The 15502-nt window shown below is 31.1% G+C and carries 14 protein-coding genes; all 14 read right to left on the bottom strand.

Annotation, left to right across the window (positions count from 1 at the left end):
• Positions 1-3 precede the first annotated feature (3 nt).
• The 14 genes from AAFU52_RS20110 to AAFU52_RS20045 all read right to left on the bottom strand — a co-directional run bounded on the left by AAFU52_RS20110 (position 4) and on the right by AAFU52_RS20045 (position 15496).
• Entirely contained in the window at positions 4-1392 is a 1389-nt protein-coding gene (locus AAFU52_RS20110) for a phenylacetate--CoA ligase family protein (protein WP_438423349.1), read from the bottom strand.
• Between the two features lies 1 nt (position 1393).
• A complete protein-coding gene (locus AAFU52_RS20105; protein WP_438423348.1) occupies positions 1394-2536 on the bottom strand; it encodes a glycosyltransferase family 1 protein in 1143 nt (380 codons plus the stop codon).
• Positions 2536-3426, bottom strand: a complete 891-nt coding sequence (locus AAFU52_RS20100; protein ID WP_438423347.1) for a glycosyltransferase family 2 protein — start codon at positions 3424-3426, stop codon at positions 2536-2538. Before AAFU52_RS20100 ends, AAFU52_RS20105 begins: the two co-directional genes overlap by 1 nt.
• Positions 3427-3448: 22 nt before the next feature.
• Positions 3449-4444, bottom strand: a complete 996-nt coding sequence (locus AAFU52_RS20095; protein WP_438423346.1) for an EpsG family protein — start codon at positions 4442-4444, stop codon at positions 3449-3451.
• Between the two features lie 105 nt (positions 4445-4549).
• Positions 4550-5470 carry a hypothetical protein gene (locus tag AAFU52_RS20090; RefSeq protein ID WP_438423345.1) on the bottom strand — a complete coding sequence of 307 codons (921 nt, stop codon included), beginning with the start codon at positions 5468-5470 and terminating at the stop codon, positions 4550-4552.
• Between the two features lie 6 nt (positions 5471-5476).
• Complete coding sequence (locus AAFU52_RS20085; protein ID WP_438423344.1) at positions 5477-6817, bottom strand: MBOAT family O-acyltransferase; 1341 nt, start codon at positions 6815-6817, stop codon at positions 5477-5479.
• Between the two features lie 115 nt (positions 6818-6932).
• Positions 6933-7172: an acyl carrier protein gene (locus tag AAFU52_RS20080; protein ID WP_106794570.1), complete on the bottom strand. Its 240-nt coding sequence runs from the start codon at positions 7170-7172 to the stop codon at positions 6933-6935.
• Positions 7173-7205: 33 nt separating this feature from the next.
• Complete coding sequence (locus AAFU52_RS20075; RefSeq protein WP_438423343.1) at positions 7206-8687, bottom strand: AMP-binding protein; 1482 nt, start codon at positions 8685-8687, stop codon at positions 7206-7208.
• A 14-nt stretch (positions 8688-8701) separates the two neighbouring features.
• A complete protein-coding gene (locus AAFU52_RS20070; RefSeq protein ID WP_438423342.1) occupies positions 8702-10189 on the bottom strand; it encodes an AMP-binding protein in 1488 nt (495 codons plus the stop codon).
• Positions 10190-10233: 44 nt separating this feature from the next.
• Positions 10234-10806 (bottom strand): serine O-acetyltransferase, encoded by a 573-nt coding sequence (locus AAFU52_RS20065; RefSeq protein WP_438423341.1) that lies wholly within the window; start codon positions 10804-10806, stop codon positions 10234-10236.
• 29 nt (positions 10807-10835) lie between these two features.
• Positions 10836-11765 carry a hypothetical protein gene (locus AAFU52_RS20060; RefSeq protein ID WP_438423340.1) on the bottom strand — a complete coding sequence of 310 codons (930 nt, stop codon included), beginning with the start codon at positions 11763-11765 and terminating at the stop codon, positions 10836-10838.
• 5 nt (positions 11766-11770) lie between these two features.
• Positions 11771-13198 carry an MBOAT family O-acyltransferase gene (locus tag AAFU52_RS20055; RefSeq protein ID WP_438423339.1) on the bottom strand — a complete coding sequence of 476 codons (1428 nt, stop codon included), beginning with the start codon at positions 13196-13198 and terminating at the stop codon, positions 11771-11773.
• A gap of 67 nt (positions 13199-13265) precedes the next feature.
• Entirely contained in the window at positions 13266-14390 is a 1125-nt protein-coding gene (locus tag AAFU52_RS20050; protein WP_438423338.1) for a glycosyltransferase family 4 protein, read from the bottom strand.
• Positions 14387-15496 carry a glycosyltransferase family 4 protein gene (locus AAFU52_RS20045; RefSeq protein ID WP_438423337.1) on the bottom strand — a complete coding sequence of 370 codons (1110 nt, stop codon included), beginning with the start codon at positions 15494-15496 and terminating at the stop codon, positions 14387-14389. Before AAFU52_RS20045 ends, AAFU52_RS20050 begins: the two co-directional genes overlap by 4 nt.
• Positions 15497-15502 lie beyond the last annotated feature (6 nt).

Genomic DNA, 15502 nt, shown 5'->3' with positions numbered 1-15502 from the left:
CTACTAATTTTGAATTTTATCTTTGATATTGTTTTTAATCAGTCTAAACTTACCGCTTTTCTCTACAGGAATTGCATCAACATACCTTAGTTCTATTTCTATTTTGGTCCCCACTCGATCTCTTAAATTTTTCAAAAACACTTCTTCATATTTAGTATCAAATACCGTTTCATCTTTTTCTATCAGAACTAAAAGGTGCTCAATTTCATCTTGTTGGATTTGAAATTTTATGATCCCTTTTACTCCTTTAAGGGCATTTGATATATTTCCCAGATTGATTTTTCCTATTTCCTCAGAATAAATATAATCCGAAATACGACCAAGAACTTCTTTAACTAACGGATTGTTATTTCCGCAAGTGCATGCTCCTGTGCCAAGTTCAATCTGATCACCAATATCATATCGAATAAGCGGAGTACCATGAGTATTAAAAGAAGTTACTATTAATCTTCCCTTTTTACTTGGATTATTTTCCTCATCTAGTACTTCAAAAACACCACTCTGTAATTCTAAGTGTAATTTCTTATTCTTACATTCAAAAATAAATGGTGCTCCTTCTGATGAAGCGTATTGATTATATAAGTTTGTTTTAAAATATCCTTCTAAAACCTCTCGAATATCATCTGTTATAGTTTCTGCGGTAGGAAATATTGCTTTAATAGTATTCTCGGGGAAATCAATATTTTTAGCTAATCCATATTTTGCAATTTCATACATTGTAGAAGGAAACCCAACCATGTATAAAGGTTTATAGTGCATTAAATTCTTAAGGTAATATTCTAAATATTTACCATGAATATGGAAAGTAGAATAATATCTTACGTTATAAATATGATCCGTTTTCCAAAACCTTTTTTTATTAATATCCTTTTCACTCAAAAGGTTTTTACCACTAAACCACGCTGTTTTTTTTCCTAATTTGTATCCAAAACTACTTCTAAAGTCATCTAACAAAGCAAATCGTTCCTGAACATCATCATGGGTATAGAGTACTTCTAGGGATTTTCCTGTAGTTCCTCCTGTTTTAGATACAATTCCTTCACTTTTTTGAATTGTATAAATACCAGAATAATTACTCCGTAATGTTTCTTTATTAATTATTGGAAGTTTAGCAATATTGGTGATATCTTCTGAAGCAGTAATATCTCCTAATGTCTTGTTATAATATTCAGAATGTTTTTTTGCATATGTAACAAACTCACTATATCTATTTGCTTGTATGCTACTAAGCTGATCAACAGATAGGTTTCTGTTTTTAAAATAGTACTTTACAAAATGTTTGTATTTACCAGAATATCTTTTTCTGTATGCCAAAACATTATATAATGATACAATCCAATTTTGCATAAAATGGGGAGACTTTGCATAGATCTTTTCTTGTAAATTCCCCATATCACTTATGTGTTTGTTTCAGATAAAAATCCTGAAATATTTCAGTATTTTTTTGAATATCGTACCCTTTATTTTTTACTATATCAAAGTTATTAGCTTTCTCTTCTGATATCTTTTCTAAAATTTTATCTGCCCAGACCTCTGGTGAGATCGTAATCGGTAAAAATTCTATATCCTTGGTTAGATGTACTTCTCTTGTAATTCGATCAGAAGCAAAAACTTTGAGCCCTGCAGCCTGAGCTTCTATTAGAGTAACGGGAAGGCCTTCATAAAAAGAAGGGAAAACAAATACATCCAACATTTGATATAACTGTGGTATATCTGTTCTTACGCCTAAAAAACGTATTTTATCATCAATAGACAAACTTTTAGCTTCTTCTTCGATCTTAGCACGTAAAGGTCCGTCTCCAATAAAAACCAATACACTATCTTCTTTCTTTTGAACTAATTGATTAAAAATCTTCAAAATGTATGAATGATTTTTTTGACTCGTAAACCTTCCTACATGGCCAATAACCAATTTATTTTCTAGATCATGCTCCTTTTTATAAGTATCACTTACAATTGAATCATAGGCAAATGCTTTAGCATCAATTGCATTATTCATTATTGTAAAAGCTGTTTTTTCTTTGAAAAGCCATTTCCCGGCTTTTTCACCACAAGAGAAACTATGAGTAGAATACTTATGTATTTTTTTCTTTAATTGAAATTTGACGAGCTTTTTAAATGTTTCCTTAAGGCTTTCGCTATTTGATAATACATCTTTTAGTCTTATGGGTTCAATAGCAATATGTGCATGAGCAATTCTACAAGGTATATTAAACTCTTTTGCTATTTTAAGAGGAAAGCAACTAAATGTATTTAAATGCGAATGTACAATTGTATATTCTTTATGTTCTTCAAAAAACTTTCGTAGTTCATTATAATATGCGCCAGGAAAAAAAGGACTTATAGGATTCATTCTATATATTTTTCCTCCCAGGCTTTCTATTTCATCATCAAAAGCAGCTCTTTCCTTTCTGTGAACCAAAAAATCAAACTGAACTTTATTTTTATCTATACTACGATAATAGTTCATGATCATAGATTCTGCTCCTCCACGATTCATAACAGTAAAGACTTGTAAAACTCTGGTGGTAGCCATCAAAATTCGTTTTTGGTTTTATATCTTATATAAAGGTTAAGCAAAACCCCAAACGGAATTGCTAAAAATGTGATTAGTTTTTTTGGAGATTCTTTTAAAAAACCTCCATTTTTTATAAACATAGAACTTGAAACGTAGTGAATTGCATTTTTAAATTTGTCTTTAAAATTTTTCGCCAATTGCATTCTACTTTTTCTTGAAAAAGCAAAACCTCTGGGATGTCGTCGATATTGTTTTAGCATATTCATACTAGAACCATCAGCCATATATTCTACAACACAAAAAACCTCATTTACAGGTAGTAATTTATAATCCTGATCGATAAGTTGATATAGATACCCTAATGGTACAAATCGTTCGCCTTCATAGATAGGATATGATGGGTATTTTTTTACTACTTCGGTTCTATACACTAATTTTTTATCTCCCTTTACTCCATGAACATTATATATATCATACAATGTAGTTTCTTTTATATTTTGGGGTATTTTGGTTCCTATGATAGCACCACTTTCATCTGCATCTAATCCTACCAAACCAGCATATTCTGGTTTATCCTTAATGGTTTCCCATGAGTTGAGGATTTTTTCAACAGCATCATCTGCCATGCAATCATCACTATCGATACAAAGATTAAGAGTAGTTTCGATAAGTCGATATGCAGCATTATGTCCTCCATGCATTCCCAGGTTCTCCTGATAATGATATACAATATCTATTTTATTTTCTTTAATCCAGGATGCAACCAGTTCTTCTGTAGTATCTGTAGATCCATCATCTATAATAAGCCATACAAAATCTTGATTTGATTGTTTAATTAAGCTTTCATAGCATTTATGCAAACAATATGCTCGATTATACGTTGGTGTAAATACTGTAATAGTTTTCATGTGTGGTTAAAATTAGTTTTTGTTATCCCCAATATAAATAGTACATAAAATAAGTAAACGAAAAATACACCAACATTACCTTACCTAACATAAAATGATGATCCTTAAAAAAGTTTTGTTTAAGAAAAGGATAGATAATAATCACGGCCATCATAAACCATGATAAATAGGCAAATCTATTGGAGTAATTAGCTTTAATAACCAAAACCCAAAATCCATTGCAAATCAAATAGGTATTTAAGAGTTGATAATAGAGTTTATCTTCAAATTGTTTTTTATAAATAAAATACCATCCGGCTGCTATTGGAAATGCACTATGAAACAAAAAGTCCCAGCGAAAACCTGTACTGGCAAAAGTGCCCTCTGCTGCCTGAGAATTTAAATATCCAGATAGTCTGTCGTCTGCAAACCCTATACTACTAAAAAGCGATATCCAAACTCCACCCATTGCTAATGACAATGGAATACACATAAGCCACCCTTTGAGATACACTTTAGGGTTATTGTAAAAATATGTAGCTACAAATGCTAATACTGGCAAAAATAAAGTTTTATGAAAAGCAACAGCACAAAGAAAAAACACAGCCATCACTACTTTGTTTCTATGATAACTTACTCCCCATAAAAAAAGAGAACAGGCCGCTCCATTTCTCATACCATTTACCCCATAGGTCCAAAATGAATAGGAAACGATAAACATCATAAAAGCATAGTACCAATATTGATTAAAGAGTTGTTTAGAAATTCTGTATAAAGGAAATATGTATATAAAAGCGCATATAGTAAAAAAGGTATGAGCAGAAACCACATACGCTAAGGTTTTCATGAAAATATGCCATGAATAATCTGCTCCAAACATAATCTCTCCTCCATTTTGATAATGCTGAAATGATCGCATATAATTAATCATATCACCAAATAAGTATGTAATAGGTCTTTGTCCTATATACAGGATGATATAAGTAAGCAGAACATACCCCGTGATATTAATAAAAATCAAATTCTTTTTATCGTCCATTTTCAAAACTCTGGTGTGGAGTAGTGTAAATAGCACTAGAAAGAGTGATAGATTAATATAAATCTTGTAATATATCCCTATTGGTATCCAATCAAACATTGTACATCAATTCTTTTTGTTTAAGAATATTAACTTACATAAATTCTCTGTAAACTTTTTCCCTGCAAATTTATCTATATGGTGACCATCATAAGTTTCATAAACCATATCCATTTTATTAAAATCAAAATATGGAATATGATTAGTTTTTGATAAAGAATCTATCGTAGTATCAAATTTTGGATAATACTTTTCTTCATACCCTAAATATTCTTTACTTATAGGCATTCTTACCAAATAAACATCTCCATAACGGTCTAATTTTTTTATTAAAGTCACTAAGCTTTGTATTCGTATATCAGACACTTCAAAGTCCTCTTGATCTTTTAAGTATAAGGCGATTTGATTCTTTTTCCAATCTTCAAAAACCTGCTTATTCTTAGGTAGATTTGTTTCTTCTAGCCAACCATCTTTATGTAAAGTAGAGCTTTTTCTGAACATTCCTTTGAAATGAAAAAAAGAAAAATTCTTTACCAAATATTCATAATTTGGATTCATATTCACAAAGTTCATATTATGAGGAGGTTGATCAATCTCTCTAAATTCTCCTTCCTCATTGCTATAATCCTTGTGTGAGGTTAACATATCCGGAGTAATAGAAATAATAAAAATACCATTAGTTGATGTGGTATCTAATTTTTTAAAAATGCTTTTGTTATATGGTGGACCGATAAGAGCTTGAGCAATTGTAAAGCTATAGTTCAAAATCGGAAGATCGTATCCTTTATCCTTAAAATATGTATTTATAACACTTGGTTGGATTCCCTGTAAGCTTCGAGAATCCCCTATAATCATCGATTTGGCATTTGGGGTTGTAAACTTTTCATAAAAATAATCTACATTACCTCCAGAATTAACCAGAACAATAGTAACTATCCCCAAACATATGATAAAGAAAAGACCTAACTTAAGTAAAAGTAATTTCATGATTATTTAAAATTGAAAATATATAAATGTATCCGAACTTCTCCCGAAAAACAAGATAAGTAAAAAGATGAATATGTATGATGACCATCGAAGGTAAACATTATAATTGCTTATTTCGAAATCATGTTTCTTCTCACGGTTTGCCCATTCTATGAGCATAAAAAAACCAATCAAAGCAACTATCATTAAAGTATTAGCAGTAACATAGCTCGCAGGATACTTTATAATACTTGACGAAAAAATACCTTTGTAGTAATCCAATGCCACCGCAACACTATCTACCCTAAAAATCACATCTGTCATCATTACCAAAACAAATAGGCCTATCATTTTATAGATTTCTTTAAAAGACGGAAACCATTTTCCTTTTGCCATAATATCTGATGCATTCATGCTACCCGAATATACCAAAGGAACAAAATAAATTCCATGAAGTAATCCAAAAACGATAAATGTCCAATTAGCTCCATGCCAGAATCCTACCAAAATAAAAGTAGCTATAATCGAAATCACCAATCCTTTTTTATGAAGTCTTCTAAGCGTAAATGATAATGGTGTAAAAACATAATCCATCATCCATGTAGTCAAAGAAATATGCCATTTTTTCCAAAAACCACTAATATTGGTTGAAAAAAACGGAGTTGCAAAATTACGTGTTAATTGTAATCCAAATAATTTAGATATTCCTATTGCCATATTTGAATACCCTGAAAAATCTGCATATATCTGTATTGCATAGAAAAATGCACCTATTACCAATACACTTCCTGGTTTATCTTCGTAATTATTAAAAATAGGATTTGCAATAGCAGCACAATTTTCTGCTACTACCACTTTGGTGAATAATCCCCATAATATTTGTCTAAGTCCATCAACAGAGGTAGCATAGGAAAGCTCTCTTTTCTTTTTAATTTGTGGAATAAAACTTCCTGCTCTTTCTATAGGTCCCGATAATATTTTTGGGAAAAATGCTATAAAAACAGAAAAATCCAGCAGATCGTTACTTGGTTCGACCTCTTCATTATACACATCTAACAGATATCCTAATGTCTGAAAAGTAAAAAAACTAATCCCTAAGGGTAATAGGATAGAAAGCGTATTATAATCTAAATCAGTACCAAAAACATTTACTATTTTATAAAATCCTTCGTAGAAAAAATTAAAGTACTTAAAATATACCAGCAGACCGATATTAAATACCAATCCCAAATTTAAAAGCATTTTTTGTTTGCTTTCTTTTATAGTATTATGAATTTTTAATCCTAAATAGTAATTAATAAGAATACTTGCAATTAGCAAAAATAAAAACCTCCAATCTGCCCAGGCATAAAAAAATATGCTGGCCATCAGTAAAAGTATATTTTGAGATACTGCTGATCGTTTAAAAAGCAGCCAGTATAACACTAGTACAGGAATTAAAAAAACAACGAAATCGAATGAGTTAAAAATCACGTTTTCTAAATTAAATTTTACCTTGAATTACTGAGACAAGGGACCCCAAATTCTTTAATTTATTTAAATCTCTAAGTTTAAATTTAATATCAAATTGTTCTTCAATTTTTGTAATGATCATCATATGAGATAGTGAATCCCAACCATCAACATCTTGCGCCGTCAATTCATCATTAGTCTCAAAATTACTGTGTCCTAATACAGATACAAGTGCATCACTTATTTTTTCTTTAATCTCTGTGGTTTCCATAAATATGCTTTATGTATTTAGAATTATGTTTAGTTAAAATATTGTTGTTAATTCTTTTCTGTCGATTTTTCCATTAACATTAAGAGGAAAAGTTTCCATAAATTTTATCTGCGAAGGTATCATATAAGAAGGCATTTTTGCTTTCATATATTCAGAAAGTTCTGTAAGGTCAAATTTTTCTGACTCTATTACCAATCCAATTTCGGTACCTCCCACTTTATTAGTGTAAGCAACAGCTACTGCATTGATTTTATGTAATCCTTCTTTTGCGTAGAGTTCGACTTCAGAAAGCTCTACACGATATCCTCCTTGTACTTTTGCCTGAAAATCTATTCTTCCCAAAAACATGATATCTCCATCAGCATCTATATATGACAAATCCCCAGTTTTATAAAATCTAGTTTTTTCACCATTATATTCGGTATAGAAAAATGCTTCTTCATTTTTCTCTGGATTCATCCAGTATCCCGGTGTTAATAAGGAACCTGCGAGGCATAGCTCTCCTTTTGTACCCGTCTCAAGAATTTCATTAGATTCGTTTATAATTATGGTTTCAACCCCCTTCCATGGTTTTCCTATGGATACTACTCCATTATGTATTTTTTTAGAATTAGTATCATAAGTATACCCTGTACAAAGCATTGTGCTTTCTGTGGGACCATATACATTCATTATTTTAGTGTTTGGTAAGCGTTGCGCCCATTCTTCTGTGACATCTGCCGGTAAGCCTTCTCCACAAAACAAACTATATTTTAAATAAGGTGAATCTATCTCATCAAAATATGGCCTTAAATAATGTAATATTGAAGGAACCATTAATGCATATGATAATCTTTCGTCTTGAATTAATTCAAAAATATAGCTGAATTTTATTTCATCTTTTGGGATTGTGTATACTCTGGCTCCTTTAAGTACTGGAAGCATAAACGACATTACTGACACATCAAATGTTAAACCAAACATCTGTAAGCATCTATCATTTTCATCTAATTGAATTCCAAAATCAAAAAATGCATCACAAAAGGCAATAAGATTAGCAAATGCTATGGGAACACCTTTTGGTACCCCTGTAGTTCCAGAAGTAAATAAGATATACGCTATTGATTCATCTGGCACTAATTTTGGTTCTAAATCATCAGCACTTCCTGTTGCTAATGCCGAAGAAATAATATTGTATTCTGGATATACAACTACATCAGAAGAATCTACTATTGATCTTATGTTAGTCTGTTTGATGATATTATTGTTTCGTTCTTCGGGGCTTTCTGGATCAAGAGGAACATACGATTTTCCTTCAAACCATATTGCAAAAATTGCTGCATAAGTTTGTATATCATCATTTGCAATTAATCCAATATTCACTTCATCATCAGAGATTTTTTCCTGTATTATTTTTCTTATACCTGAAATTGACTCGGCTAAATCCTTATACGTATATTCTTTCTCATTAATGACAAAAGCTATGCGATCTGGATTTTTAGTAATTGATTGGCTAAGCGCTTGCTGCAAATTCATTTTTTTATTATTTGTTAACTAAATAATTCTTTTAATTTTTTTCTGTCTGTTTTTCCATTAGTGTTTAACGGAAAACTATCTATAAATCTAATTTGAGTTGGGATCATATACTGAGGTAATTTCGTTTTTAGCTCATCTAATAATTGATCTGTTTCAAATTTTTGAGATTCAATAACCAACCCAATTTCTGTAGTATTCATGTTATTAGCAAATGCTATAGCAACAACATTCATTTTATCCAGGCTTGTTTTTGAGTGAAATTCAATTTCAGATAATTCGACTCTAAATCCTTGGATTTTTGCCTGAAAATCTACTCTCCCCAAGTATAAAATATCGCCCTCTTCATCTACAGTACATAAATCTCCTGTTCGATAGAATCTTGTTTCTTTTCCATTATAATCTTTAAAGAAAAAAGCTTCTTTGTTTTTTTCTTCATTTTTCCAATACCCAGAAGTAAGTTGAACACCACTTAAACACAATTCTCCTTTTTCACCAGTCTTTACTTCATTATTATCACCATCTACAATAATCGTTGTAGTGTTAAACATATCTTTTCCAATAGTCAAAACGCCATTATGCGTTTTATTGGTTTCTTCTCTTTTATAGGTATAATCTGTACAAAATATGGTGCACTCTGTGGGGCCATATACATTGGCTATCGTTGCATTTGGTAAACATTTACTCCATTCTTCGGTAACATCAAGAGGTAAAGCCTCACCACAAAACAAACTGTATTTCATATCCGGACAATCTATTTCATCAAAATATGGTCTTAGATAATGTAATATTGAAGGAACCATTAAAGCAAAGGTTAACTTATAATCTTCCATGAGTTCAAAAATATAACTATACTTAATCTCATCTTTAGGAATAGTATAGGTACATGCACCTTTAAGTATTGGAGCCAAATATGATAATACTGATAAATCAAATGTCAATTCAAACATTTGCAAGCATCTGTCTGTATTGGTCAATTCATAATCAAGTTTCCAAAATGCTTCTGTAAAACCAGATAAATTGCTAAATGTTATAGGAACACCTTTTGGAGTACCCGTTGTTCCTGATGTAAAAAATATATATGCAAGATCTTCTCCTGATATATGATCTACAGGGCATAAGTTAATTTCTGAAGTAGGTAGTTCTTTTATTAATATTGTATTATAATCATTAAAAACCTTGTCTATTGAAGAATCTAAAATGGTTTTTATACCTGCCTGTTCAATCACAGTATGATTTCTATGCACCGGAAATTCTGGATTTAACGGGACATATGCTTTTCCTTCCATCCACAATGCAATTATAGATGCATACGTCTCAATATCATCGTTGGTTACTAATCCGATAATAACCTCTGTTTTTTCTACCGAAGTATGAATTGCCTGTCGGATATCAGAAACTACCTGAGCAAAATCCTTATAGCTATAATATTCGTTTCTAATACAGAAAGCATTACGATCATAATTATCTTCAATAGATTTTTGTATGTTAGAAATTAGGTTCATTCGGTTTTGTGTTTAAATTCTTCTACTATTTAGCACTACTATAGTTATACTCGTTTTCCATCTTTTTTTATAATTCGTGCTGGGTTTCCTACAACAACACAATTTTCAGGAACATCTTTTACTACTACAGCTCCAGCTCCAATTATGCTATTATTTCCGATTGTAATATCTCCTATAATGATTGCTCCCGTATTCACAGAAACATTATCTCCAATAGTTGGTCTTTTCCCTTCTACTTCTCCTACCGTTACCAAATGGTTTACATAAAAATTTTCTCCTATAGAATCGGCATTTAGAATTGTACAGTAAGGATGTCCTGTAAGTACTCCACCACCCAATTTGGTGGTAATATCAATTGTGAAATTAGATTGCTTTCTACAATAGATATTAAGCAAATGAGAAAAAACACTTCGGTTTCTAAAGTAAAACAACGTTCTAAAATCTGGAGAGTTTGTTAAAAACGTAAGTAATAGTGAATATTTTCCTTTTTGTATTTCTTTTGCTTCGGCCCATCTTTTTATATCTTGATCAATAACACTTTGGTTCTTACTAAATTTATACATTGCTAAATGTGGTAAGAGTAGTATTTTATATAAAAAAGAAAATAAAGATCTCATCTTAGTTGTACTTAAGTTAAATAATTCTTCTATTTATTTACCGATAAAATGGAGTCCGCAAGTGCCTTTGTAAACAGCTCTCCTCCTTTTTTATCAATATGGTGCCCATCATAATTGCTAAATTCCTTTAGTTTTGGATGTCTTGTAAAATTGAAATACCTAATATTATTTGATGTAGCAACCGAGTCTATGAAGCTATCAAATTCTGGGTAAAATTTATTTTCTATTTCTAAAATATCTACATCTATCGGGCTTCTTACAAAAAAAACATCCCCGTGTTCTTTTAAATCTTTTATTAAATCGTAGAAACTTTGTTTTCTAACGTTAGAAAGTTTGTAGTAATCCAAAAACTCTGTAATCATATCTTTTTGAACCTTTTTCCTGGAGTTAAAAGAGAATTCATCCTTGCTTAGTTCTTTTCTTTCCATCCACCCATCTTTATGAAGTAGGTAATTTGTTTTGAACACGTGCCTAAAGCTAAAAAGATTAAGGTTACGAAGTATATACTCATAATTAGGGTTTACATCAACATAAACCATATTATGAGGAGGCTGATCTTGTTCTCTAAACTCGCCTAAATCATCATTATAATCATCTCCAGAACAGAACATCCATGGAGTTAGACTAAGTATATATACTCCATTCTTAGTCTCTTTATCTAATTTACGTAAAATACTCTTCCTATAAGGAGGTCCCATAGGGGTTTGAGCAATGGTAAATGCATAATTATACATTGGCAATTCATAATCTGTATCACTTGATTTTATAGCTTCATTAAGGATTTCTGGTTGTATCCCTTGCATTGCTCTACTATCACCCAAAATCATAGATTTAGCCTTAGGTGTTGTAAACTTGTTATAAAAGTGATCTATATTTCCTCCATATTTTAGAAGTATTGCCGTTAGCACCACAAAACAAACAAACAAAAACAAACTTACTTTTTTTATATACTTTTTCATAGCGACTAAAATTGGAAGTAAATAAATGAAGTTGAAGACTTACCAAAGAACAAGATGATTAAAAATACAGCCATATATGAGCCCCATCTTATATAAACTGGTCTATTACCGATAGCCAATCCATGTTGTTCTTTTCTATTGATCCATTCGACTACTAATAAAATAACAATAACTGCTATCGAAATTTTATCTAAATTACCCCATGTATTTCCTTGAAAACTAAAAATTCTTTTGATATATAAAAATGCATCTTCTATAGAATCTGCTCTAAAAAACACTCTAATAAAACAAGTCACAATAAAAGTTTCAAACATGGCATAACCCTGTCGAAATGAAGGCAAAAAATTATTTGCCGCTACAATCTCCAGGTTACGTCGGTTCTTCTTGGATAACATTAAAGGAACATAATATAATGCATTAAGAAATCCCCAAAATATAAATGTCCAATTAGCACCATGCCAAAATCCACTAATAAGGTAAATGATAAAAACGTTACGGATTTTTTTATTGAGTCCTACTCTACTTCCTCCCAACGGAAAATACACATAGTCTTTAAACCAATTGGTAAGAGACATATGCCATCTTCTGTAAAACTCTGCTATATCCCTTGCAAAATATGGGAAAGCAAAATTTTGTTTCAAATCAAAACCAAATAATCTTGCACTCCCGATCGCTATATCAGAATACCCTGAAAAATCACCATACAACTGAAAAGCAAAGAAAATCATACCTACAAATAGTTCTCCGGAAGAACTCATTGAAGGATCCGCAAAAGCCTGATCTACAAAAACCGCACAGTTATCAGCAACAACAACCTTTTTAAAGAAACCCCAAAGCATTTGTCGCATTCCATCTGCCGCTTTATCATACTCAAAAGTTCTTTTCTTTTGAAACTGTGGCAGCAAATTAGTTGCTCGCTCTATTGGCCCGGCGACTAATTGAGGAAAGAAACTTACATAGGCAAAAAACTGAACGATTGAATTTGAAGGTTCTATTTTATCTCTATATACATCTATTGTGTAGCTAAGCGTTTGAAAGGTATAAAAACTAATACCCACTGGTAAAATAATATGTAACGTTGTGTAATCTGCATGAAATCCAACAACATTAAAAAGATCAACCAGAGAATCTGCAAAAAAGTTAAAGTACTTAAAAAACCCTAACAACCCAATATTCATTGCAAGGCTAATCCCTACAAAAATCTTTTTTGTATTCTTCTCCTGAGAAGCCTTTATCTTTTTTGCTACCCAAAAATCTATTAATGAACTAGCCGCTATTAAAAACAGAAAACGCCAATCCCAGCAACCGTAAAAGAAATAACTTATTACTAATAAATAAGTATTCTGAATTTTTAATGACTTTTTTGAAAGAAGCCAGTATATCGAAAAAACGATCGGTAAGAAAATTAGAAATATAACCGAGTTAAATATCATTTTTAAAAATTAATTATTTTGTTTTTTTAAATTTTTACTACGTTAATTGGGGTATAATTTTCTTTTTTTATTTATTACTTAATAATTCATTAAACATGTTATTCCATAATTTCATTACATTTTCAACACTATAATTTGAAGCGTTTTGTCGTGCATTTTTGCCCAGCTCTTCTAACTTCATTCTATTTTTCATAAGCTCAATTAATTGATTTGCAAATTCTATATTATTATATACCGGGATCAATACTCCGTTCTGAGTATTAACTATATTTCTAGGCCCATTAGGACAATCAAAAGAAATAATAGGTAAACCACAAGCTTGAGCTTCTAATAAAACTAAGGGAAAACATTCATTATGCGATGACATTGCAAAAATAGAGGATGCCAGCATTTTGCCTTTTACATCACTTGTTACTCCTTTTAGAATCAAATGGTTTTGTAAATTTTTAGTATTAATTTTGTCTTGTAACATTTTTACATAATCTGGTTCTCCATCACCGTAAATATGAAGTTCCCATCCGGGGTGCTCTTTGCTAACAATTTCCCATATATCAATTAGCATATCATAACCTTTTACTGATGCAATTCTACCAGCAGTAATCACAATATTATTGGATATGGCCGAAACTTTTTCTGGATAAAAAGTAAGAGGGTTAGGGATAACAACGGTATTATTTGAAGTATAATAAGTAGCCTCATCTTGATTAAGAATAACCAGTTTATCATATTTAGTCTCTACATAATCTGCAAACTTCAGAAAATACTTTTTTTGAAGATTTCTGGGATTTCTTCTATTCTCGAGTTCAATAAACTTAGAGTAATGAAACTCTTTTACTTTAGGAATATCCTTGTTAATAAAAGGTATAAAATAGGTATCTGTACTATGGCTACAGACCACAACAATATCTGGGTCTATTTTTTTAATTACAGATTTAGTCTTTTTAATATGCTTAGGTAGCTTTTTTAAATTAACCGGATGGAAATAGGATTTGTTTCTTTGGTAATTAATTCCCAGGTCTTTAAAAATAATATTATCATTAAACTCATAACATGGTTCTTTACCCTTTTGTTCTGTAGTAATGATATAAATTTCATTATCTGATATCGAAGCAAGATAGTTTGCTTTGATAGAAAGCACTCTTTCAATACCACCGTGTAAATACACCTGATCAATGATAAATACTATTTTCATTTAGATGTATTATTAGTTAAACTTGTAAATAACACATCCCATTCTGCTGTAATTTTTTCTGGTAAATATCGTTTTACAGCTTTTCGTGCACTTTTTCCCATCATAGTTCTGGATTCAGGACTCTCTACAAGAGATAAAATGCTTTTTGATAAACCATCAATATCACCATTCTCAACCAACAGTCCATTTTCTTTATCCGAAATAATATCGGATGGACCATATGGGCAATCAAAAGAAACACAAGGAACGCCATACGCCATAGCTTCTGTTAGCACCATTCCAAAACCTTCATATCTAGACGACATCACATATATAGAAGCTTCTTGATATTTCTCAGCTATATTTCGTACCGGAGCATAAAAATTAACTGTTTCTAATATTCCTAAATCACGTGCAAGCTCATCTAACCCTTCTTCTTTGCTTATAGTTCCGTAAATATCAAGAGTCCAATCCGGATATTTTTCTACTATTGGTTTCCAGCTTTTTAGCAGTCTGTCATATCCTTTTTGAAAGCTCTGTTTTCCTACGGCAATAGCTTTTTTGTTTTGTAAAGTACTTTGTTCATTTGGATAGAATGATAATGGATTTGGAATCACCTTAAGGTTTTTAAGGTTCCATTCTTTGAGGTTGCCTTTTGTTAAAACAATAAAATGGTCATAGAATTTACCTCCAAAATTCATTAATCCAAACTTTATCGAAGCTTTTATTTTGTGAAACAAGGATGGAGTACCTTTTTGTATTTCTACATTTTTGGAAACATGCCTTTCATATATCATCGGACAAGGTCTACCAAGAGCAATGGGTACTAAAAAACCTTTAAGTCCATCATCACATACTGCAATAACGTCTGGGTCTAGTTTTTTAATTATACTCCTTAACTTAGAAACATACTTATAAATATAAACCAATGGATTACCGCTAACCGTTATATTATGATACGTTAGTTTTGAACTAAAATCATAGAAGAGCGTATCTTCATCCTGATTTAAAGTCACAATATGTATATCATAGTTATATCGATCAGCTAGCATGCTGGCTTTTATAGAAAGTACTCTTTCTAATCCTCCAGGGCCATCTACTCGATTAACAATATATATAAGTTTCATATACAG

The organism is Aquimarina macrocephali, from assembly GCF_051627225.1.
Lineage (GTDB): Bacteria > Bacteroidota > Bacteroidia > Flavobacteriales > Flavobacteriaceae > Aquimarina > Aquimarina macrocephali.
This window is presented reverse-complemented; position numbering and strand designations above follow the sequence as displayed.

Coding starts and splice junctions, on each gene's coding strand:
- AAFU52_RS20110 (WP_438423349.1), bottom strand. CDS start 1,392: ATGGGGAATTTACAAGAAAAGATCTATGCAAAGTCTCCCCATTTTATG.
- AAFU52_RS20105 (WP_438423348.1), bottom strand. CDS start 2,536: ATGGCTACCACCAGAGTTTTACAAGTCTTTACTGTTATGAATCGTGGA.
- AAFU52_RS20100 (WP_438423347.1), bottom strand. CDS start 3,426: ATGAAAACTATTACAGTATTTACACCAACGTATAATCGAGCATATTGT.
- AAFU52_RS20095 (WP_438423346.1), bottom strand. CDS start 4,444: ATGGACGATAAAAAGAATTTGATTTTTATTAATATCACGGGGTATGTT.
- AAFU52_RS20090 (WP_438423345.1), bottom strand. CDS start 5,470: ATGAAATTACTTTTACTTAAGTTAGGTCTTTTCTTTATCATATGTTTG.
- AAFU52_RS20085 (WP_438423344.1), bottom strand. CDS start 6,817: ATGGCCAGCATATTTTTTTATGCCTGGGCAGATTGGAGGTTTTTATTT.
- AAFU52_RS20080 (WP_106794570.1), bottom strand. CDS start 7,172: ATGGAAACCACAGAGATTAAAGAAAAAATAAGTGATGCACTTGTATCT.
- AAFU52_RS20075 (WP_438423343.1), bottom strand. CDS start 8,687: ATGAATTTGCAGCAAGCGCTTAGCCAATCAATTACTAAAAATCCAGAT.
- AAFU52_RS20070 (WP_438423342.1), bottom strand. CDS start 10,189: ATGAACCTAATTTCTAACATACAAAAATCTATTGAAGATAATTATGAT.
- AAFU52_RS20065 (WP_438423341.1), bottom strand. CDS start 10,806: ATGAGATCTTTATTTTCTTTTTTATATAAAATACTACTCTTACCACAT.
- AAFU52_RS20060 (WP_438423340.1), bottom strand. CDS start 11,765: ATGAAAAAGTATATAAAAAAAGTAAGTTTGTTTTTGTTTGTTTGTTTT.
- AAFU52_RS20055 (WP_438423339.1), bottom strand. CDS start 13,198: ATGATATTTAACTCGGTTATATTTCTAATTTTCTTACCGATCGTTTTT.
- AAFU52_RS20050 (WP_438423338.1), bottom strand. CDS start 14,390: ATGAAAATAGTATTTATCATTGATCAGGTGTATTTACACGGTGGTATT.
- AAFU52_RS20045 (WP_438423337.1), bottom strand. CDS start 15,496: ATGAAACTTATATATATTGTTAATCGAGTAGATGGCCCTGGAGGATTA.